At 61.6% G+C, this 22,454-nt stretch carries 16 protein-coding genes; 10 read left to right on the top strand and 6 right to left on the bottom strand.

The window, feature by feature from the left end:
• Positions 1 to 473 precede the first annotated feature (473 nt).
• From C4334_RS02770 to C4334_RS02760, 3 genes are all read right to left on the bottom strand, one after another.
• A complete protein-coding gene (locus C4334_RS02770; protein WP_352430556.1) occupies positions 474 to 1,880 on the bottom strand; it encodes a M48 family metallopeptidase in 1,407 nt (468 codons plus the stop codon).
• Between the two features lie 717 nt (positions 1,881 to 2,597).
• Positions 2,598 to 3,113 (bottom strand): PEP-CTERM sorting domain-containing protein, encoded by a 516-nt coding sequence (locus C4334_RS02765; protein ID WP_352430555.1) that lies wholly within the window; start codon positions 3,111 to 3,113, stop codon positions 2,598 to 2,600.
• A gap of 47 nt (positions 3,114 to 3,160) precedes the next feature.
• Positions 3,161 to 6,856 carry a S8 family serine peptidase gene (locus tag C4334_RS02760; RefSeq protein WP_352430554.1) on the bottom strand — a complete coding sequence of 1,232 codons (3,696 nt, stop codon included), beginning with the start codon at positions 6,854 to 6,856 and terminating at the stop codon, positions 3,161 to 3,163.
• Positions 6,857 to 8,007: 1,151 nt separating this feature from the next.
• Between C4334_RS02760 and C4334_RS02755 the strand changes: the two genes are divergently transcribed.
• On the top strand, positions 8,008 to 8,499 hold the full coding sequence (locus C4334_RS02755) for a hypothetical protein (protein ID WP_352430553.1): 492 nt from the start codon (positions 8,008 to 8,010) through the stop codon (positions 8,497 to 8,499).
• Positions 8,500 to 8,769: 270 nt separating this feature from the next.
• On the opposite strand, the gene C4334_RS02750 is transcribed toward C4334_RS02755, so the two are convergent.
• The 3 genes from C4334_RS02750 to pyrR all read right to left on the bottom strand — a co-directional run bounded on the left by C4334_RS02750 (position 8,770) and on the right by pyrR (position 11,877).
• Complete coding sequence (locus C4334_RS02750; protein ID WP_352430552.1) at positions 8,770 to 10,104, bottom strand: dihydroorotase; 1,335 nt, start codon at positions 10,102 to 10,104, stop codon at positions 8,770 to 8,772.
• Between the two features lie 139 nt (positions 10,105 to 10,243).
• Positions 10,244 to 11,236, bottom strand: a complete 993-nt coding sequence (locus C4334_RS02745; protein ID WP_352430551.1) for an aspartate carbamoyltransferase catalytic subunit — start codon at positions 11,234 to 11,236, stop codon at positions 10,244 to 10,246.
• 77 nt (positions 11,237 to 11,313) lie between these two features.
• The gene (gene pyrR, locus C4334_RS02740) at positions 11,314 to 11,877 is read right to left on the bottom strand and encodes a bifunctional pyr operon transcriptional regulator/uracil phosphoribosyltransferase PyrR (protein WP_352430550.1); all 564 of its coding nucleotides are present in this window, start codon (positions 11,875 to 11,877) and stop codon (positions 11,314 to 11,316) included.
• A 169-nt stretch (positions 11,878 to 12,046) separates the two neighbouring features.
• Between pyrR and C4334_RS02735 the strand changes: the two genes are divergently transcribed.
• The 9 genes from C4334_RS02735 to C4334_RS02695 all read left to right on the top strand — a co-directional run.
• Positions 12,047 to 14,560, top strand: a complete 2,514-nt coding sequence (locus tag C4334_RS02735) for an AMP-binding protein (RefSeq protein WP_352430549.1) — start codon at positions 12,047 to 12,049, stop codon at positions 14,558 to 14,560.
• Positions 14,561 to 14,706: 146 nt separating this feature from the next.
• Positions 14,707 to 16,626: a ferredoxin-like domain-containing protein gene (locus C4334_RS02730; protein ID WP_352430548.1), complete on the top strand. Its 1,920-nt coding sequence runs from the start codon at positions 14,707 to 14,709 to the stop codon at positions 16,624 to 16,626.
• A 16-nt stretch (positions 16,627 to 16,642) separates the two neighbouring features.
• Entirely contained in the window at positions 16,643 to 17,431 is a 789-nt protein-coding gene (locus C4334_RS02725; RefSeq protein ID WP_352430547.1) for a phosphoadenylyl-sulfate reductase, read from the top strand.
• Positions 17,432 to 17,434: 3 nt separating this feature from the next.
• Positions 17,435 to 17,902, top strand: a complete 468-nt coding sequence (locus tag C4334_RS02720) for a hypothetical protein (RefSeq protein ID WP_352430546.1) — start codon at positions 17,435 to 17,437, stop codon at positions 17,900 to 17,902.
• 111 nt (positions 17,903 to 18,013) lie between these two features.
• Complete coding sequence (locus C4334_RS02715) at positions 18,014 to 18,691, top strand: precorrin-2 dehydrogenase/sirohydrochlorin ferrochelatase family protein (protein WP_352430545.1); 678 nt, start codon at positions 18,014 to 18,016, stop codon at positions 18,689 to 18,691.
• A 1,216-nt stretch (positions 18,692 to 19,907) separates the two neighbouring features.
• Positions 19,908 to 20,117 carry a hypothetical protein gene (locus C4334_RS02710; protein WP_352430544.1) on the top strand — a complete coding sequence of 70 codons (210 nt, stop codon included), beginning with the start codon at positions 19,908 to 19,910 and terminating at the stop codon, positions 20,115 to 20,117.
• Positions 20,118 to 20,143: 26 nt separating this feature from the next.
• Positions 20,144 to 21,037 carry a heme/hemin ABC transporter substrate-binding protein gene (locus tag C4334_RS02705; RefSeq protein ID WP_352430543.1) on the top strand — a complete coding sequence of 298 codons (894 nt, stop codon included), beginning with the start codon at positions 20,144 to 20,146 and terminating at the stop codon, positions 21,035 to 21,037.
• A 16-nt stretch (positions 21,038 to 21,053) separates the two neighbouring features.
• On the top strand, positions 21,054 to 22,097 hold the full coding sequence (locus tag C4334_RS02700) for a FecCD family ABC transporter permease (protein ID WP_352430542.1): 1,044 nt from the start codon (positions 21,054 to 21,056) through the stop codon (positions 22,095 to 22,097).
• A gap of 77 nt (positions 22,098 to 22,174) precedes the next feature.
• Positions 22,175 to 22,454: ATP-binding cassette domain-containing protein (locus C4334_RS02695; protein ID WP_352430541.1), on the top strand; the 280-nt coding region annotated here is incomplete at its 3' end.

The following is a 22,454-nucleotide window of genomic DNA, read 5'->3' as shown; positions in this document are numbered from 1 at the left end:
CCGCCCGTCTTCGTTTCGGAGCAGAGCGTTTGGCTTCGGTGAAACTAAAGGCTTCGAGCCTTTGACTGTCACGAGCGGGGAGGTCAAAAATCCGAACGCTGTCGCTCAACGGTGGGCCGACACGCCGCCGAAACGCCCTCCTTTCCAATTCGATCTTCGATTCCGCTTGGTCGCCCGACGGCAAAGGCATCGTCTGTTCTCGTGGCGAAAAGACGAGCGGCATCATCACGACCGATCTTTCGCGCTCGCTTTCGATCCCATCGCGCTATCGGAAGCATCTCAGGAACGCGCTGACCTCGCGCGTTGCACACAACCGAATTTTCGCTCAATGAAATGCGCGGGCAGACAGTTCGCTTTGGGCCAAATACGTTACGGTCGCAGGAAGGATGCGCCAACGCTTGACAAAGAGCAACGGGGCAGCGAAAAGTTTGTCGGTCTTCGCCGCCCCATCGCCGCGAGATCTGTTTTTCGCCTCAGCCGTTGATGCGCAAAGAACGCAAGACGTTGCGGAAAGCCGTTTGGAAAGCGCTGTAGTCGTTATCGGGCGCGACCGTGATCAGGTAAAAGAGATCGCCGTTGTTAAGCAAGGCCGTATAAACATCGACGACCTCGGTTCGTCCGGTGATGTAAGATTGGCCCGACAAACGAGTTCGCAGCGCTTCACGCCCGCTCAAATAACCCCGCTGGTAGCCGCTTCGCTCCGTAAGATACGCGTTGCCCTGCACCAATGAAGCGATGAATTCGTCGGTTGCGCGCCTCAGATCCGAACTCGAGGCGCGGACCGTGCCGATCTGCACGCCGTGCGTGAAGACGAACTGGCCTTGCACTTGGCCGTAAGCTCCATCAGGGGCGAAGATGACGGCACCGTTTCCGCTCAGCTCGCGCCAGTTATCGGGCACGCTGACGCTGAAGAGGGTGCCTCCCGTGTAGGTTCGGTAATTACTCGACGGCGGTTCGACGCGCCCTGCGCGTGGTCTGCCGCTGTCTTGCGGATAACGCCCGCCGCCACGCTGTATCTCGGCCATCGATGGCGCGCGCCCCATCGTGATCAGATGCGCTTTGATGCGCTCGAACTCCTCAGCGTTGCGAATCGGGTTGGAGACGCGCAACATCGCCGCTTCGCGTTCGATGCGTTCGTAGCGATTGCCGGGGTTGGGGTGGCTGCTCAACCACTCCGGGCCACCGCGTCCGCTCTCACGCTCGATTGTGCGGAACATGTTGGCTAGATCGCGCGGATCGTAGCCGGCGCGCGCCATGATCTGTGCGCCCAACACGTCCGCTTGCGTTTCATACTCGCGGCTGTACTTGAGAAAGTAGAGGCCGAGTCCGGTCTGCGTTCCACCGGCGATGATATCTCCGAGACCGCCGCCAATGATCGCGCCGAGCACAGCGCCCGCAATCGCCGGAAGCTGAAACTTCGCCGATTGGGCTTTGGTCGCCTGCGCCGTTCCATGACGCAACGCGATGTGCGAGATCTCGTGCGCCATCACGCCTGCCATTTCGCCCTCGCTGCGCGCCGCTTCGATCACGCCGCGGTTGATATAAAGAGGACCACCCGGCAGCGCGAAGGCGTTGATGTCGCGCGCGTTGACGACCTTGAAATTGTAACGGAACTCCGGATGTTGAAACTCCGGCGGGATCGCAGCCACCAAACGTTGCCCGACCCGCTCGATGTAATCTTGCACCAACTCATCTCTGAGCAGCGGGAGCTGACGCTCGACCTCACGGGCGGCTTCTTGTCCGAGGCGCACATCATCGCGCGTGCTGTAACGATTGCTCGGCGCGCTGATGCGCGTTTGCGCCCCGACGGGCGCGACGACAAGCGCCACGATCAAAGTCAACGCGACGATGAAAGGCTTTTGTCGTTCGACTGCTTGCATCTTAACCCTCCCCGTATCCCCTTTTGCGCCATAATTCGAAGAGCGGCACGCCCAGCGATCCGATCGGGGGACATGCCGCTCATCCGATCCTCTTCCCCCATCAGAGAGCCGATAACGCTCGGGGGAGAGCGTTCAAGGCGCACGCACCAGCTCAAGAACGCGGCGCGTCACGACGGAAGTTTGGATGAATCCTATCGCATTCCGGTTGCAATGTCACGACCGAAGCGGTCCTCCAACGCCGGAGATGATGCAAAGCGAGTGACGTCGGTTCAGGCGCCATGAAATCTGCAAGACCGAATGAAATACCCACTCTATTTCACACAAGCGTTAAGTAGAGGAGCGCCGCTCTTGCTGGGGACGCTTCGCCCCAGTTCGCCGGTAGTAGCTTAATTGCAGATCCTCTTGCATTGACGAGGGGCTGCCATCGGCAGTGGCCGCTGCGGCAAAGCCAGCGGATGAAGCAGGAAGCAAGCCCACTGGGATGCGCCGCGCATGAGAGAGCCTGTCCATGAGCTACCGCAACACGTAATCTTCAAATAAGCCGCGACACGCATCCGTTCATGAGAGAGCATGTCCATGAGTGTCCACAACGGTTCCATGCTGAAGAGGCGGGGCTGGTCATCCAGCGCGGAAAAACAGAAGAGGAAAGCTCGGAGGAGAAAGCCTCTCCTCCGAGCAGAGCGGTGATGATCCGCACCTCATCACTTAGCGCCCACTTCAACGGCGCGCACGTCTCTTGCGCCGCGCGATGGCGACGCCGGCCAATCCGGTTCCGAGCAACAACATGGTCGCCGGTTCGGGGATTGGCTCCTGTTGCTGGACGATGATCCGGTAATCTTGCGTCCCGAGGATGTTCTGGCTCTCTTGGTTCGGACCACCCACGATCGAGAACGTGCCAGTGATCAGGTTCCCCGTAAAGCTCGGGCTGATCGTCACTTCAAACAGCAAGATGCTGCCGGTTGACTGCCCCGGATTAAGAGACCCGGGAGCGTTGCTGAAGAAGGGACTGTCGTCGACTGACGTGCCCGACGGCACACTGAAGCTTGTACCGTTCAAATAGATAATAGGCGGACCACCGTTGGAAAGAGTCCCGAAGAAACTCAGCGTTTGACCGGGCGACGCAGTTTGAATTGGGTTGTTCAGCGTGAAGGTGAACGGATCAGCCTTCACCGCGACGGGCAGCAGCAAGAACGCTGCTGCCGCCGCCAAACTCACAAACGGATTCCTTTTCATTTTCGACTTTTACCTCCTAAAGGGTTTCGTGCGGATCATGAGCGCCGTTACGGACAGCTAGGCGGAGTGACGCGCGCTCCGCCGCCGAACGTGCCGCCGCTGTACGTTCCCCCCACGCGCAAGATGTTGCCGCTGGTTCCAGCCGGGAACTGCACGGTCGCCGTCGCCGACGCGCCTGGGGCGAGGTCGCCCAAAGATTGCGGCAATGGCGTGCCCGACGTTGAGCCGAGCCGCACGTTGGTCAACACGACGTCGTTCGCCGCGCCAGTGCCCGCATTGCTCACCGTAATCGTCGCCACGATCGCGCCATTTGGGCCACAAGAAAGTTGCGACTTGGTGAGCAATCTCGGCTCGCCCATGCAAGGCGTGCAGACGTAGCTGGAAGCGGAGATCTGAATCGAATCAATAAACCAACCGGCCCCCGTCGGCGATACGCTCCGATCGAACCCAGCGCGCCAACGCAGTTGAATCGTTTGGCCGCTGGCGCTCGGCGGCAGGTTCACCGTCGTTGTGATGAAGGCGTTGTTGGTGCTGCCGGTCCAAGCTTGGCGTCCGCCGAGCGGATTGCCGAAGCTCGTGCTCAAGGCACGCACATAGCCGCCCGTGACGAAGCTTCCGCCAGCGGCGATGATGTCTTGGAAACCACCGCTGCCGATCTTGATCTCAAGCACGCCGCCGTCGAAGCCGATGGTGGAGCCGCTCTCGAATAGGTAACGGTGGCGGAATGTGAGTTGGAAGTTCGTGCTGGTTGGGATGCTAATCGGCGGCGTGACCAACTCATTGACTCCCACGGACGGGACGCTGGCGCTGTAAGCGGAGTTGGGCGCCGTATCGCTCGCAACGTTGCTGGTCACCCACAACGGCGCGGCACCAGTTTGCGACGTGGTCCAGCCGGAAGGCAGCGTCGGCGGCGTCACGCCATCGAAGTTTTCGGCAAACGCCGTATTGACGACGAGTTGGCCGAGACGTAAGGTGAAGGTCACCGTGCCCAAGTCAGACGAACCGTCCTGCAAACGGAAGGTGAGCGTGATCTGGTCACCGCAATTGCCCGCCGCCGTAAACGAGAACAAACGCGATGCGGAGGCGCCCACGGCGAGCGCGCCGTAATTTTGCGGCTCGCTCGGCGCGATCACGTTGGCCGACGGCTGCAACGTCGCCACCAAGTTGGAAGCGCTCGCCGTGCCGTCGTTGCGCAAGGTGACGTTGAGCGTCACGCGCTCGCTCGGATCGATAACGCCGTTGCCCGGCGGGCAGCTCTCGACGGTGATGTCGGCGCTTACGCCCGTGATCACTGGGGACGGTTGTTCTTGCGCGTTATAGGCGACGAGCGCGAAATCCTGATCGAGCGGATCGCTGTCGTTCGGCACGCCGTCGGAGTTGATGTTGGCCGCACGCACGCGAATGACGAAGGGGCCGCTGACGCCTGCCGGCAAGAAGACGCTCTCGACGTTGTTGCGATCATCGCGCGCTCCGCCCGTGACGGAAGAAGCGCCGTTGAAGACGTTGCCAAGATAGGTCTGCCCGCCGACGCTGACGATCAGATCGAGATCGTTGCGCCAAGCCGAGCCGCTGGTCGGCCCAGGCGCATCGGTCCACGCCAAGGTCACGCGGAAAGGCTTCGTCGGATCAACGATTCGTCCAGTGATGATCCGTTCTTGTCCAGTCGCGGTGAATTTGTCCGCAGCGCGCTGATCGCGCAAAATCCGCGGCACGCCGTCGAAAGCGCGGCCAAGGTTCATCATGCCCATGCCTTGGCTGTTGGACCAGAGCGTGTCGTTGGCTCCAACGCCGGTCATGTAGCGCGTCGAGTTCATCAGGTAAGCTTTGGTCATCGCCGGGCTAGCTGGGCCACCGAAGTTATTGATGAAGTACTGGCGGACGAGCGCCGCACCGCCAGCCACAGCCGGCGTCGAGTGGCTCGTGCCCGAAGAGGTCGTGTACCACTCTTGACCGGCGGGGAAGAAGTTGCTTCCCGGACCGCCGCAAACGCCACCAGCATCGAAGCATGAATCAGCTTGTCCGTTGACAGGCGGATTGCTCACCTGAAAGACCCCGCCCGTGATGTGCGTCCCCGGCGCGAGGATGTCCGGCTTCTTGCGTCCGTCGGCGGTCGGCCCACGACTTGAGAAAAAGATGACGTCGTTGGCGCTATCGGCTTCCGCGTCGCTGATGCTACAGCCGTCGTTGCCGCCAAACGGGTGCACGTTCTCAGCAGCGCCAACGGAAATGACGTTCTTCGCCGTGCCCGGGCTTCCAACCGTGTTAGCTCCAGGTCCAGAATTGCCCGCTGCGAAGATGATCACCATTTCCTGATTGCCCGGGGAAGGAACGGCGGAGCCGCTTTGTTGCGCATCGCGCACGAGCGAATCGTATTGCTGCGAGTCCAAGGTGTAGGTGTTGGAACGCGATCCCCAGCTATTGGTGCTAATCCGCGCTCCGTCGCGCCAAGCCCGCGCTTGAAGGTCGAAGTAGTTCGGGCGCGTAAAGCGGTCTGGGTCGAAGACCACGGAAGAACCGACTCGCACGAACGGAGCGACGCCCAACCCGTAGCGGTAGCCGCTCGAATCCACATGCGGGAAGCCATTCAACGAAGGCGGGATGTAACCGGCGACGATGTGCGCATTGATCGTGCCGTGCCCATCGCACCCTTGCAACGTGCTGCCCGTGTTCGGCGTGCCTTCCAAGCGATTGTAGACGACGCGACTCGTGCCCGGACGGACACCCAAACGATAGAGCGCGAAATGGTTTGGCGAGGTGGTCGCATTGTCAATGCCACTATCGGAGACATCGACGGCGAAGCCCGAGGCATCGAACTGCTCCTGTGTGAAGCCCCAACTGGCGAGCAGATCGTAATACCCAGGCCCGCTCGGCGCGTTGCCGTTGAGCAAGCCGGAGACGATGATGTTCTGCCGTTCATCGCGCTTCTGCGGGATGAAGTAGGGCTGAATGGAGACGACCTCGGGTTGAGCGGCGATCTCATCCAAGGCTTCCGGTCTTAGTCGGACGATGACGTTGTAGTAACCGAGCGCCTCTTCCTGACGGAAGATCTCATCCAACTTGAAACGCTCGATGACGCCCAACGTATCGGCGTTGGCCGCTTTGTCGGCGACCATCTGAATGGCGTAAAGATCGTTGGCCAGAGCCTCTTTGCCCACTTGGGCGGCACGCGCTGCTGGGTCTACCTTGTACTGTCCAAGGTAAGCGCCGTCCCATTGCAAGAAGGCGCTTTGCGTCTTCATCTCGTGGACGCGGTTCAGACTCGCCGCATCGCCATAGATGAGATAAGAGTTGTTCGGAATGTAAGTAACGACTTCGACGCCCGTCTTGAGCAGCTCGTCGTACCACTCGGGCTTGATCGGACCGGCGAACTGAACGAGATGCAGGCGTTTGCCTTCGAAGTAGGTGATCTCGTTGCTGAGCGCTTTCGTCTCCGGCGCAGCCGTGTTGACGATGCCCGCGTTCAGCAGTATGTGGTTGTAATCGTCGGCCAACTCGGCGCGCCCAGTTTGGCTGAGCGTAGTGGCCAGAGTCTCGCTCGCTTCATACAGGGCGAAGCTCCCGTAATCGGCGATCAACCGCGCTCCGCCGGCGCGCAACATGCGCCCAGCTTCTGGGTTTTCGACGCGCACTTTGCGCGTCGGCGGCGCAGCTTCGGCGTGCGCCGCCGAGTGCGGCAGCGACGACCAAATAAGCCCCGCGGCGAGACATAGCGAAACGGCTAAAGCAAAGATGCGATACCTCATCGTTATGACGCCTCCTGAAGTTCTGTTGCGAACGCAAGATGGGGGTCATACCGCCGGGACAGAGGTTGAGTCCCACCCACATCTTTCTGTTACCTCCGAATTCAATCCCCGAAAACAAAAACGAAGGTGGCGCCGGATCGAGTGAAACCGACACCACCGAACGAAAAGAATGACCCTTTGCAAAGCGGCGCAAGGCGCACCGAAGGCCCCGTCGCCGGACGCAACCACGTGCGCTCTCTCTTTGAACGCTGATCGGTTGAACGTAGCCCGCCGCTGAGATGCGCTCCCGCTTCTCGTCGCTCCCCACGGCTCGCAGCCGGAGGATTCCTGGCTAGACGAGACCGCGCGTCCGCTGGAGCGGTCTCCGATTGCTGGCGGTAGAGGTCGGTCTCTCCCCAGGCATTGGGTTCGGGCGTGCCCTTCCCTATCTTAAAGGCAAATTGACGCGAAACCACTGCTAGCTCACCGCTTTTCGAACCGAACTCGAAAGCGCCCTGCCCGGTAAGCCCTCGCTCCTTCGGATGTTTTATGAGCTCCGCCGCACGATAAGGAGAAGCTACACTCGTTAAAATGGCCTTCGAGCCGAGATGTGATCCCTCCGAAGTTTTGAAGAGATCGCTTTTGGTCTTGAAGAGCTCTCTTGCTCGACGCACGGAACTTTCATGCCCCTTGAAGGGGAAGTTCCGTTTGTGTCTTTATCGAGCGGGTATGCGAACTGAACGGCTCAATTGCCGCCTTCACTGATAACGGCTTGCCGAAAGCTTTCGCGAGGAACTTGGCTAACCGCTCACTTCAATCTCGGATGTTGCCTGTTTCCTACTTCCTATGAAGAAGCAACATCAAACTCAATCGCAAGAGGGATATAAATCTACTGGCAGCTCCTCGCTTGCGCGAAAAGATCCGCATCGCGATCGAGCGACGAGATCGCGCATACCGCCCTCTGTATTTTTCAGAGCGTCTGGCTTTATACGGCGGCGCTGCCGCAGTTGTCAAGACAAAAATTCTTATCGCTTCCATTTATAAATCTTATAAGTTCTATTGAGGCAGCGACCGCCATCGATGGCCTTTCGTTCAATGCGACCGACCTAGCGAGTTGTCATCAGCACATCGGCGCCGTTAGAATCGAAACCTATGAGCGGGAGTGTGAGCGTATGAGAAGGCTCGGATCGTTTGTGGCGTTTGTGATGCTGCCAGCGCTCTACATCCAAGACGGAGCTTGCGGCGCGCGCCCCAAGGATGCTACGCGCCGCGCGCCATCTTCCACCGAAACGAAGCGATCCACCACCGGAGAAGAAGCTCGCATGCAAAGGCGAACCGTGGCGACCGGGCTTTGGGGAGGCCGAGGCATCGGCCTACAAGTTGATGAGCGTGGGGCGCAGGTCGAATACGACTGTGCGCACGGTGAAATCACAGGACCGTTGGCGTTGAACGATCGCGGCGAATTCGAAGCCAGCGGCAAACACGTGCGCGAGACGCCCGGCCCGACGCGCGTCGGCGTCAAAGATGAACACCCGGCGCGCTACACGGGGCGCGTCCAAGGCGAACGCATGACCTTAACCGTGACGCTCACCGACACGCAAGAGCAGATCGGGACCTTCGCGCTCGAACGCGGACGCGCGCCCACATTGGTCAAATGTCAATAGGACCTCGTATAAGTCAATCAATCCGTTCAGCGACTTCAAACCGCGTGAAGTGTTAACTTCCAAACTTCACCGTCGGACCGATTGCGGATTGCATTGCGCGCAGATCAATTTAAGGGATGAGCGAAAGGACAGAGACTGCCGCATCCACGAGCCCCTTCGCCGACCAGCGCACATAGGGCCATGATGATGGCTCGCATCTTGTTAGCGATCCCGCATCCAAGGGCATCTTCGCTGGTCAGCGAAGCGGCCCGTTCGCTCCTGCTTCTCCGTTCAACCGACATCGTAAGCTGGTGCGGCGGGACGCAAACGCCCTTCCGCCGAAGGATGAACGTAGAGCACTCGTCCGGCGACGATGGTCGCAACCGCAGCGCCCTGAAAGGTCCAACCATCGAAAGGCGTGTTGCGGCTCTTCGAACGAGAGCGGCGCGCCTCGAAGGTCCAACGGAGCGTTGGATCGAGCACCGTTACATCGCCCCACGCCCCTGCGCGTAGCGTGCCGCGCCCTTCGAGACCGAAGATGCGCGCCGGGTTGGTCGCGCAAAGGTCGACCAATCGTTCCAGACTGATGTCGCCGCGATGGACGAGACGATCGAAAGCCAGCCCGATTGCCGTCTCCAGCCCCGTGATGCCGAACGGCGCGCGATCGAACTCCAAAGCTTTTTCATCCGCGTGGTGCGGCGCGTGATCGGTGGCGATGGCATCCACGGTCCCGTCGCGCAGCCCTTCGAGGACCGCCTCCAGATGGTCGCGGCTGCGAAGCGGCGGATTCATCTTGGTGTTCGTGTCGTAGCCATCTACGGCCTCATCCGTCAACGTGAAGTGATGCGGCGTCACTTCGCACGTCACCGTCGCTCCGCGTTCCTTGGCGCGGCGCACGGCTTCGATGGCGCCGCGCGTGGAGACATGCGCGATGTGCACGCGCGCGCCCGTGAGTTCAGCCAAGGCGCAATCGCGCCACGCATCCAACTCTTCAGCCAGCGCTGGGATGCCGCGCAACCCCAAGCGCAAAGACCAAACTCCTTCGTGCATCACACCGCCAGCAGCCAGCGATCGGTCTTCGCAGTGGTCCACTACCGGCAAGTCGAACCCGCGCGCATACTCCATCGCACGACGCATCATGCCCGCCGAAGGGACAGGGCGTCCATCATCGGAGACGGCGACGATGCCCGCCTCGCGCATCTCGCCCATCTCGGCCAACTCTTCGCCGCGCGATCCTTTGGTGATCGCACCGATTGGGAAGACATTGGCCAAACCGGCGCGCGCCGCCTGTTCGACGATGAAGCGTGTGACGGCGGCGTTATCGTTGATCGGATCGGTGTTGGGCATGGCGCAGATGCTGGTCCAGCCACCGGCTACCGCGGCAGCCGCGCCCGTGGCGATCGTCTCTTTGTACTCTTGCCCCGGCTCGCGCAGGTGAACGTGAAGGTCGATGAAGCCAGGCGCAACGATCAATCCCGTAGCATCGAACAAGATCGCGTCTTCTGGCACCGGATCGGAATGGCTCATCGTGCCGACGACGCGCCCGTCTTCGATCAATAGGCTCTTTCCAGCGTTGATCCCTTGCGTCGGATCGATCAAGTAACCGTTGGCGATCAGCAGTTTCATCTTGAAGTCGTTGAAACGATCTGGTCTCGGATCCCTCGATAAACCTCTCACCCTTTCAAGCTTCGCGCGTCGAGCGCACAACCGCCAACTCGCGCGCAACGCTCCGGCGCGAAGCTTCGCGCGCCGCATCGGCCGCTTTTTACGCGCGCCGTTCGTCGGCCACAGCCGAGACGGGCGGACGCGCCGTTTCGTCGCCGTGGGATGAGACGCCGCCACCGAGCAAAAGGTAGAGCACGGCCATACGCACGGCGAGTCCGTTGGCTACTTGGTCCAGTATGAGCGACCGCGACCCGTCGGCGACCTCCGAAGCGATCTCGATGCCGCGATTGATCGGACCCGGATGCATCACGATCGAATCGGGCGCCGTGCGTTCCAATCTCTTCAGGTTGAGGCCGTAGTGGACCGCGTACTCGCGCAAAGACGGGAAGAAGGCCGCATCTTGACGCTCGCGCTGGATGCGCAAGACGATGATGACGTCGGCTCCCTCGAGCGCGCGTTCGACGTTTCGCTCCAACCGCAGTCCGCCTTCGGTCAGTGCGCCGAAAGCCTCTGGGACGAGCGGCCCTGGTCCGGTCAAACGGACTTCAGCGCCGAGTTTGGTCAGCAGGTAGGCGTTCGAGCGCGCGACGCGCGAGTGGAGGATGTCGCCGATGATGGCCACTTTGAGACCGGCGATCCGTCCCTTGTGCTGCCGTATGGTCAAGGCATCGAGCAGCGCCTGCGTCGGATGTTCGTTCGCGCCATCGCCCGCGTTGATCACGCCGGCACGGCAGATGCGCGCAAGCATATGGGGCGCGCCCGCCGATGGATGGCGAATGACGAGCAGGTCGGGCGCCATCGCTTCAAGATTGCGCGCCGTGTCGAGCAGCGTTTCGCCCTTGACGACACTTGAACTTGAGGCACTGATGTTGATCGTGTCGGCGGAGAGCCTTTTGGCAGCGATCTCAAACGACGTGCGCGTGCGCGTCGAAGGCTCGAAGAAAAGGTTGATCACCGTGCGCCCGCGCAGCGCCGGCACCTTTTTGATCTCGCGCTGCGAGATATCGCGGAAAGACTCGGCAACGTCGAGCAGATGCGTGATCTCATCCGCCGTCAGGTCGCGTATGCCGAGCAAATCCTTGCGCGCAAACATCGCTGATCCGTCGCTCGCTCGAACAACCGCGCGGCCCAAAAAAAGCGGCTCCGCGGAGCCGCTTCGTTCGATCCCTATCAAGTTCGCGTCCCGGGCCGCTCGACAATGGCGACCCCCTCCTCTTCGTCGAACTCGGTGAGCATCACCTTGATGATCTCGCTCTTTTTGGTCGGCACGAATTTGCCGACGAAATCGGCCTGAATTGGCAGCTCGCGATGCTCTTTGCCGCGGTCGATCAAGACGGCCAAGCGAACGCGGCGCGGGCGCCCGAAGTCGATCAATTGATCGAGCGCGGCGCGAATCGTCCGCCCTGTATAGAGCACATCATCAACCAAGACGATGTTTCGATCCACAACGCCGAGCGGCAGCTCTGTGCGGTTGACCACCGGATTCGGACCGACGGTTGAAAGATCATCGCGATAGAGCGTGATGTCCAGCGTCCCGACCGGCGGGCGCACGCCTTCGAGATCGGCGATCTTGTCGGCGATGCGCTCGGCCAATGGCACCCCGCGTCGGCGAATGCCGATCAAGTAGAGGTCTTGCACGCCTTGATTGTCTTCGACGATCTCGGAGGCGAGTCGAGCCAACGCGCGGTTGACGCGCACTTCATCCATGATGCGCGATTTTTCGATGAACTCCATCCCGGCGCCGAAGTCTAGCACAAAGCCGGAATCGAACAAAACGTTTGGCGGGGCGTAACGCGCATCGAACCGAAGCGAAACTCGGGCGCTGCGGCTCGACTTGCGGTCGGGCGCAGCCGGAGCCGAAAATGATCTTGCCGAGATGGCTCCCCGAAAGCGAGGGCGAAAAGTGAGAAGGACGCTCGCACGTCTGCTTGACGTTTACGCTCGCCACGGCGACGCCACGGCGTTTGCCGAGCGGAGCGGACTGCGCACCGTGCGCCGTTCCTATCGCTGGGTTGTGGATACCGCGCGACAGGTCGCCCGCGAACTCGAAGCGCGCGGCATCCAACGCGGCGACCGCGTCATCCTCTGGGCGGCCAACTCCGCCGAGTGGGCAGCCGCTTTCTGGGGATGCTGCCTGCGCGGCGCGGCAGTGGTCCCGCTCGATGTCGGCACCCCTGACGACTTGCGCGCGCGAGTGCTCGCCCAAACGCAAGCCAAACTGCTCTTGCACGACGCAGCGCAACGCGTAGAAGAGCGGGCCGTGACGCTTGCGATGCTGCTTCAACAAGCGGCGCGTCATCCGACCGAACCGCTTCCGCTGGACCAGAGCGATGCGGACGACATCGCAGAGATCATCTACACGTCGGGAACCACGGCCGAACCGCGTGGCGTCTGCCTGACACACCACAACATACTCGCCAACCTCGCACCGATCGAACGCGAAGCGCAGCGATATCTCAAGTGGGAACGGCCGGTCCACCCGATCCGCTTTCTCGATCTCGTCCCCTTGAGCCACGTCTTCGGTCAATTCATGGGGCTCTTCATCCCGCCGCTCATCGGCGGCGAGGTCCACTTTCAGCGCTCGCTCAATCCAGCGGAGGTGATCGCGACGGTCAAACGCGAACGAATCTCGGTGATCGTCGCCGTCCCGCGCCTGCTCGACAGCATGCGCGAACAGATCGAGCGCGAGTGGGCAGCGCGTGGGATCTTGGACAAGAAGCGGCGGTTGCTCGACCGCGCGGCGCACATGTCGGCAATTAAACGTTGGCTCGCGTTTCGCGAAGTCCATAAGCTCTTCGGTTGGAAGTTCTGGGCTTTCATCGTCGGCGGCGCGACGTTGCGTCCCGAGACGGAGAGCTTTTGGCGACGGCTCGGCTTCGTCGTCATCCAAGGTTATGGGATGACCGAAACGGCGGCGCTCATCGCGCTCAATCATCCGTTCAGAGCACGAAGCGGCACCGTAGGGCGCGCGCTGCCATCGAGCGAGATCAAACTCGCCGAAAACGGCGAAATACTCGTGCGCGGTGAGGCAGTGGCGCGCGGTTATTGGACCGGACGCTTGGAACCCGCCGTTGACGATCAAGGCTGGTTGCACACGGGCGATCTCGGCGAACTCGACGCCGAAGGGAACATCATCTTCAAAGGGCGGCGCAAAGACGTGATCGTCACCGCGGCGGGCATGAACGTCTACCCAGAGGATCTGGAAGCGGCGCTCCGTCGTCAACCCGAAGTGCGCGATGCGTGCGTCGTTCGTCTCGAAGAGGATGGGCGCGAAGAGCCTCTGGCAGTTCTGCTGCTCGCCGACACCACCGCCGACGCGACGCGCGCGGCAGCACGCGCCGTCGAACAGGCCAACGGGATGCTCGCTCCGCATCAACGCATACGCCGCTGGGCCATCTGGCCGGAGCCGGATTTCCCGCGCACGCCGACGCAGAAGATCAAGCGCCACGAAGTGCGCGCCCGCCTCGGCACGTCAGAGCGCGCCGCGCACGGATTGGGCGACCTCGTCGCGCAACTTGCAGACGCGACGGGAAACAAGCGCGTGCCGCCGGAAGCGAAACTGGCGACCGATCTTGGGCTTGACTCCTTCGGACGGGTCGAACTTTTGAGCCTGCTCGAAGATAGATTCCAAGTTTCGCTTGACGAACAGATGATCACGGACGAGACGACGGTCGCTGATCTCGAACGGATGATCCAGCGCGATCGCGTCGGCGTCGCCTCGCCACGCTATCCGTACGCCGATTGGCCGCGACGATTCCCGTTCACATGGATCCGCGTGGCTTTCTTCTACGCGCTCGTCTGGCCGCTCGTCCGCTTGATGGCACACCCGCAGATCACGGGGCGCGAACGCTTGCGCGAGCTTTCAGCCCCAGCGCTGTTTATCGCCAACCACGTCACCATGGTCGATCAGGCGTTGATCTTGGTCGCCCTTCCGCCACGCTTTCGCCACCGGTTGGCCATCGCCATGGACGGCGAACTGCTTCGCGCGTGGCGCTGGCCCGACCCTTCGCTCCCGCTCCTTACGCGCTTGCGACTCATCGCGCAGTACGCGCTAGTCGTCGCGCTCTTCAACGTCTTTCCGCTGCCGCAGCGAAGCGGTTTTCGTCGCAGCTTCTCGGTCGCTGGCGAGCTGATCGATCGCGGCTGGAGCCTGCTCGTCTTTCCCGAAGGACGGCGCACCGAAACCGGAAAGATGGAACCTTTCCGCAAAGGCGTCGGCCTGCTCGCTACGCAACTCTGTGTCCCAGTCGTCCCAATCAAACTCGAAGGTCTCTTCGAACTGAAAGAACAAAGGCGCCGCACCGCCCCACACGGGCACGTTCGCCTCTGCATCGGCGGGCCGCAAAGATTCTCCGCTGACCAAGACCCAGCAGCGGTCACACGCGAGCTGGAAACGAGCGTCGCACGCTTGCGCTGACCCCAAGCGGACTCGTTCTCGTAAACCGCAGTGAAGAGCGCCCCGCACTGACGGTCAAGGAGGGCGCGAAACCGGCTTGACACTGGCGTCGTTATGATTTACATTACTTCCGTTATATTGAACACAGATCGGGCGGGGCCGAGGCGATGACCGTTTCGCGTACGAGCGACAGAAGCCGCGTCGAGCCGACATGGGAACTGGTCCACAAGCGCAATTCGATCGAGCGTTTGAAGCATGAGAAGTTCCCGCTCGACATCATCGAGGAGCTGCCGGCGCTGATCGCGCGCGGCTACGGAGCGATCCCCGAAGAGGACATCGTGCGGCTCAACTGGTGGGGGTTGACGCACGATAAACCGAAGGTCGGGACCTTCATGGTGCGCGTCAAGGTGCCCGGCGGACGCCTCGAGCCCGAACAATTGATCGCGCTCGGGCGTTTGTCGCAGCGCTACGGGAAGAACTACGGAGAATTGACCACGCGCCAAGGGATACAGTTCCACTGGGTGCGGCTCGAGGAGCTGCCGCGCGTGCTCGAAGAGATCACGGCGACCGGGCTAACCACCGTCGGCGGCGAGGGTGACACCGTGCGCAACGTGACGAGCTGTCCGGTCGCCGGAGTGGATCGGGCGGAAATATTCGACGTGCGCCCGGTGATCGACGAGGTGGCCCGTTTCTTCTACGGCAACCGCGACTACTCGAATCTGCCGCGCAAACACAAGTACACGATCAGCGCCTGTCCGGCCCAATGCAACGCGCCCGAGATCCACGACGTCGCGCTGATCGGCACGCTCCGCGGCGGGCAGCCGGCGTTCGCCGTGCGCGTCGGCGGTGGACTCTCCTCGACGCCGCGTCTGGCGCGCGATCTCGGCGTTCTCATCCATCCGGAAGAAGCCGTCGAAGTGCTGCGCGCCATCACCGATGTATGGCAGCACAACTTGCGCTACCGCGTCAGCCGCGCCAAAGCGCGCATCAAGTTTTTGGTTGATGACTATGGGCCGGAAGGCGTGCGCGCCATGGTCGAAGAGCGGCTCGGACGCAAACTGTGCGACGGGCGCGCGCCTTTGCCGACGGCCGATTCGGACCACATGGGCGTGCATGCTGAAAAGCGCGAAGGTTTCTTCTACATGGGCGTGCCGGTTCCGATGGGTTGGGTGAGCGGCGACCAACTGATCGCCCTCGGCGAAGCGGTGGGCGCGCTCGGCGGAGATGTGCGCTTTACGCGCTTGCAGAACTTGATCATCACGGGGATACCCGAGAGCCGATTGGATTGGTTGAGCGCGCGCTTGGCAGAGATTGGTCTTTCGCCGCACATCAATCCGATCTACGGGCGTTCCATCGCTTGCACCGACCATCGCTTCTGCAACTACTCGGTGGCCGAGACCAAAGGCAAGCTCCGCGAGATACTGGCCGAACTGGAGCGCCGTTTCGGCACAGAGGTTCAAACGCTGCGCATCTTCATGGATGGATGTCCGCACGCTTGCGCGCACCATTGGGTCGGCGATATAGGGCTGCAAGGAACAACGACCACGCACCCTATCAAGGGCGTGCGCGTGGAAGCCTATGACGTGTGTTTGCGCGGCGGGCTCGGAACCAAAACGGCCATCGGCAAACCGCTGCTGCGCCGCGTGCCGGAAGATCAGATCGCCGAGGTCATCGGACGTTTAGTCGAAGCGTGGCTTGCAGCCAAGTCCGAAGGCGCAACGGATTTTCGCGCCTTCGTCGATGCGCGCACGGATGATCAACTGCGCGCCATCGCGTTGGCGCAAACGAGCGCGACGCAGGAGGAGCGGCCCGCGCGTCCAGTCGTTTGCGTTCCGGGCATGTTCCTCGAACTAACTGGCGGCGCCGATCGAATCGAAGTCGAAGCGCGCACGGTGGGCGAAGCTCTCGTTCAACTCCGCCAGCGATCTCCGCAACTTGTGGATCAGATCATCGCGCCCGACGGAGGTCTGCTCCCATCGATCAACCTCTTCATCGGCGAAGAGGACGTGCGCGCGCTCGGCGGTTTGGACGCGCCGTTGTCTGCCGGCCAAGAGTTGATCATCCTACCGGCGCTTTCGGGCGGATAGCAGAGGAGGTGAGCAGATGAGCGAGCGTGTCATCTTCGATGACCTAGAGATCGGCGAGATCGCCATGGAGTTAGACGACCACGATCCCATCGAGGTGATCGCTTGGGCGCTACGCACCTTCGGCGACAGAGTGGCCGTAGTCACCGCGCTGCAAGCCGAAGGCATGGCTATCCTCGACATGGCCGTTTCGCTGCGCCCTGACGTGCGCGTCATCACGGTCGATACGGGTCGGCTGCCGTCGGCAACCTACGACTTCATTGACCACGTGCGCGAACGCTACGCGCAAGCCCGCTTCGAGATCATCTTTCCGGATCATCGCGAAGTGGAGCAACTCGTCCAACGACACGGCCTCAATCTCTTTCGCCGTTCGGTGCCGCTGCGCCTGCTCTGCTGCCAAGTGCGCAAAGTGCGCCCGCTAGTGCGCGCGCTCGCCGGGCTCGATGCGTGGATCACAGGCCTTAGACGTGAACAATGGGCTTCGCGCGCCAACATCCGCAAGGTCGAACTGGACCATGACCACGACGGCATCGTGAAAGTCAACCCGCTGGCCGACTGGACCAAAGAAGAAGTTTGGGCGTATCTCGAAGAGAACGACGTGCCCGTACACCCGCTCTACGCCCAAGGGTACACGAGCATCGGGTGCGACCCGTGCACGCGCCCCATCGGGCCAGGTGAAGAGGATCGCGCCGGACGTTGGTGGTGGGAACAAGGCGCACCTAAAGAGTGCGGCATTCACTGTCCGATCGAAACGGGCGGCTTCGAACACGAAGCGCATGCCATCCTCGGTCAAAGCGCAACGGAGTGAAAAGTGCCAGCCGACGAAGAACTGACGCTCGCCGAAGAGGAAGCGGCGCTGGTTGCGGCAGAGGCAACAGAGTTGACCGCTGCGCTCTCCGGCGCGCGACGAGAAGCGGCGTTGCGGCTGGCAGAAGCGGCGCGCAATGGTGAGCCGATCCCTGAAGACTTGCTCGATCTGCTCCAAGGGCTGGCCGTGCTGACGTTGCAAACAGGGCGCGCACGCAGACAGGCCGGCGCTCACGGCGAGAAGCTTTGGACGCAGATCCTCTTGCGCACCGCACGTGGGCGCGAACTCAAGAACGAGATCGCCTCAGTCAATCGTGCGCTGCAAGCTTTGGTAGGACGCCGCATTGAGGCCGTGCACGTGGAGATGCGCACGCTCGGACATTTCGCTTTGACTCTCGGTTGTCAAGGCGTGACCATCACGCTCGCCATGCGCGCCGATGGCGTGCGCGTCGAGAGCGTCAGCGCCGGTTGATTCCGCGCGGCGAACATGTGCCGTTGGACTGAAACCGCGGCGCCACGCCGTTCCGAAGACCGTTCAAAAAGGTCGCGCGCAGAGCCGCGTCACACGCTTCGTCATTTCAAGATGTCTGCGGAACGAAATCCGACGAGCTTTTATCCGGCTTTCCTCGATCTGCGCGGTCGCCGCTGCGTGGTGATCGGCAGCAGCAAGATGGCCGAGGCCAAAGCGCGCGCGTTGCTCGAAGCAGGCGCGCACGTCGCTGTGATCGGGGCCGAGCCCACAAGCGCGCTCGAAGCGTGGGCCGCCGCTGGACGCATTGAACTCGTTCGTCGCCGTTACCAGCGCGGCGACCTCCTCGGCGCGTGGCTGGCCATCTGCTGTGAAGACGGCGAAACCAATCACGCCGTTTGGCGGGAGGCCGAAGAACGGCGCGTCTTTTTGAACGCCGTGGACGACCTGCCCCACTGCAGCCTGATCGCTGGAGCCATTCACCGTCAAGGGAATCTTACGATCGCCGTCTCGACTTCAGGCAAGGCTCCGGCACTGGCCGTTCGCCTGCGCGATCGAATGGCGGCGGAGATCGGACCGGAGTATGGGGCATTCTTGGAGATCGCCGCCGAACTGCGCGAAGAGATCATGCGCCGAATTCCCGATTTTGCGCCGCGAGTCGCGCTCTGGTATAGGCTCGTTGATTCCGAGATCATCGAAATGCTGCGCCGTGAGGATCTGGAAGGCGCACGCCGACGCGCTCGAGAGATCGTCGAAGAGGCGGCCGCGCAAACTCTGCGCTCCTCGAAATAGAATTGAACAAACGCTCGCCGCCTGGCCAATTCGCTTACGTCGGCGCTTTGTTCAACCCATCAACTTCGGCGTTCGATCTTTTAGTTAACTGCGCTCGCCTCGCTCGATTCCGTCCTTCGCCGGTCGACCATGGCGATAGCCGTTTGCGGTCGCCCACAGATTCGTCCGCTCGATTCTTGTTTGGAAGACGAGAACGGATCACGGGGCAGCGCGCTCGCCTCGGCGGTTGACAAACGGGACGCAAGCGATTATCCTCGTCTTTCGAAATTGGAAATGATTTTCAATTTCATTGAAACGCGAAAACGGAGGGCGCCGATCTCCCATCAGAAGACACAAACTCGGCGCCAGGCTTTGTATAAGCGCCGCACTGCGCCGGAACGTAGTTCCGGATGGGAGAAGCGCGCCTCAAACCCAACATCGCCGCTGGAGCGCACTGCGCCGGAACGTAGTTCCGGATGGGCGGCACAGACTCGGCACCAAGCTTTGCGCTTGACGATCTTTCTCCTTCTTCAGCGCAGATCCTCCAACGGGAGGCACCTACTCAGTGCCTCCTCAGCGAGCGTTTCTGGAATCGAACTGCCCTCTATATTGAACTGCGACTCAGCGAACCTTCGCTCGGCTTCGGTCGCTTTTGTGTTCGACGAGCGAACATGGATCGCCGATGAGGATCGCTCACGCAGACGATCGCATTCGTTGACCCACCCCGCGGCTAAAGCCGGGCGATTTCTGGCTCGACGAGACCGCGTAACAGAGCTTTCCGGCAAGGAGGATTTTTCCGTAGCTTGCTTTGTGCGCGTAGAGAGACCGAGCGCCGCTTCGATTCGTCTCTTCCAGATAATCGCTGCCGAACGCATGTGCGTCCAAGGCGGGGAGGAAGAGCATGAAATCGCGCTTCTTTCCGGACGCGCATTGCTCTTCGACGCTCTCACCCATTTGCGCGGAGATGATCTTGAACGGGGCCAACCGCTCGGACCATGCACCACCACTTCAACACGCCGCTCGGTCTCTCTATGCACACAAAGCTTTGGCGACCGACCACGGGCGCGCCGTTCGAACTCTTTTCTCGCGCAGGAGTTTTCGCGCGCGACGCTCTGCCCTCCATTTCAGCGCTCAAGTTCAGCGGGATTTCTCTGCATGCGAACAGGGAGCATCATCGAAAAGCGAGATCATCCATTGCCGCTCGCTTTCGAGCGGCCTTACAGACGGAGGTTGGATCATGCACGCGCCGAGCAGTCATGCCGGTCATGCGCTCTGGGTTTGGCACTGCCCATCTTGTCGTGCTTTTCACGTGCGGGCCGGGCAGGTCATCTTGACCTTCACAGCCGAAGAGTTTGCCGCCTTCACGCGCGCGGTGATCGAATGCTATTGCCAGAACTCGGCCATCTTCGAAGACGAAGAACCGCTGGCGAGCGCCGCTGCTCATTGAAGCGACATGGTATCTGGTGAAGATTCATGACCGGTTCCGTTTTTAAACTGAAACTCGTCGCGCTGTTCGGCCTTTTCGCATTCGCCGCCTGCGCGCCCAAGGGATCGTCGATCACGGGGAACGCTGCGCGCGTTGTCTCCATCGGCGGATCGGTCACCGAAACGGTCTACGCCCTAGGAGCTGGCGATCGTTTAGTCGGCGTCGATACGTCGAGCCTCTATCCGGAGGAAGCGCGCCGCTTACCGCAAGTCGGCTACATGCGTCAGCTTTCCGCCGAAGGCGTGCTTTCGCTTCGTCCGACGCTGGTCCTTTTGACTGCGGATGCTGGACCACCAGCGGCCATCGAGCAAATTCGATCCGCCGGCGTTGCTCTCGTGATCATCCCATCGGAACATTCGGTGGAAGGAGTCAAGGCGAAGATCCGCGCCGTCGCGCGCGTTCTTGCGTTGGAAGAGCGCGGCGAAGAACTGGTCCGTTCTTTCGAACGCGATCTGGTCGAAACGCAACGCATCGTCGCCGAACAAAAGGGACGCCCGCGCGTCTTGGCCCTTATCGCGCGTGGCCCCAACGCGATGAACGTCGCTGGCACAGGCACCGCGCCTGACGAGATGATCGAACTGGCAGGCGGCATCAACGCCGTTTCAGATGTCGAAGGCTACAAGCCGCTCTCGCCTGAATCAGCCATCGCCGCCGCTCCCGACGTCATCCTCGTCCCATCGCGCGGACTTCAGAGCATGGGCGGCATCGAAGCCCTTTTGCGCACTCCCGGTTTGGCGATGACTCCGGCGGGGCGCGCTAACCGCGTCGTCGCGCTCGATGACCTGCTGCTGCTCGGCTTTGGGCCGCGCACGGGCGCCGCCGTGCGCGAACTCTGCTGGAAGATTCATCAACCTTATCCCGAAGCGGGGAAAGAACAATGATGGCTGAGCTTTCGCCATGCAAGCGACCGAAAGACTCGTCCGCACGCGGCGTAACCTTATCGTCTTGTTGACCGTTCTTTTCATCGTAGTCGCGCTCTTTTCATTGAGCGTTGGACCAGCAGCTTTCACGCCGCACGAAACGCTCGCCATCCTCGCCCGAAAACTCGGCCTCGACCTCGCCGTTGATGGACGACAAGAAGCGGTCTTCTTGGCGATCAGGTTGCCGCGCGTGCTGCTAGGAGCGCTGGTCGGCGCCGGACTGGCGACGGCGGGCGCGGTGATGCAAGGGATCTTTCGCAATCCGCTGGCCGATCCCGGATTGGTCGGCGTGTCGAGCGGTGCAGCGCTGGGAGCGGTTGCGGCGATCGTCATTGGCGGAGGAGCGGGCTTTGCCCTGCGCGCGACAGCGGCGCTGTTCTTTGTCCCGTGCGCGGCTTTTGCAGGCGGATTGATCACGACCGCTTTCGTGCTCGTCTTCGCCCGCATGGGCGCGGCGACGATGCTGCTCGCCGGCATCGCGATCAATGCGCTCAGCGGCTCGGCCATCGGTTTTCTGACCTACATCGCAACCGACGCGCAGTTGCGCGACATAGCTTTTTGGAGCCTCGGCAGCCTGAGCGGCGCGACATGGACCACGTTGCTCGCCGTCGCACCTTTCGTTTTGACGGCGTTGCTGCTCCTGCCGCGCGTGGCCGGAGCGTTGAACGCGTTGCTTCTCGGCGAAGCGGAAGCCGCGCATCTCGGCGTTGCCGTCGAAAGCGTCAAGCGTCGCGCCGTCGTCTTGGTCGCGCTTTCCGTCGGCGCAAGCGTCGCTTTTACGGGCGCCATCGGCTTCATCGGTTTGGTGACGCCGCATCTGCTCCGGCTCATTATCGGGCCGGACCACCGTTGGCTGCTGCCGGGCACAGCGCTGTTCGGCGCCTGTTTGCTGCTCGTCGCCGACGCGACAACGCGCACGCTGGTGGCGCCGGCGGAACTTCCAGTCGGCGTCGTGACGGCGCTAGTCGGCGCGCCATTCTTCTTGTGGCTGTTGGCACGCAACCGACGCCGGAGCAGTTGAAGATAGCCCTGCTTGGACCGCGCGCGAAGTTGCCGTTTGGTGATTACGATTCAGCGCGATCAACGCTTGAAGCAAGGATGCTCGAAGCACAGAAGATCTCAGTCGAAAGCGACGGCCGCGCTCTTTTGCGCGATTTTTCGCTCGTTCTGGAACCGGGCGAAATCGTCGCCGTCGTCGGCCCAAACGGCGCGGGCAAGACTACGCTGCTACGCGCGCTGAGCGGCGAGATCCGTCCTTCGAGCGGGAAGGTGTTGATCAATGGGCGCGAGGTCGCACGCTGGTCCAGAGATGAACTGGCGCGCGTGCGCGCCGTGCTGCCCCAAAGCTCCTCGCTCGACTTCCCTTTCACGGCCGGGG

The organism is Pyrinomonas sp. (assembly GCF_040289685.1).
GTDB lineage: Bacteria > Acidobacteriota > Blastocatellia > Pyrinomonadales > Pyrinomonadaceae > Pyrinomonas.
Note: the sequence above shows the minus strand (reverse complement) of the source record. Positions and strands in the feature narration are given on the sequence as shown.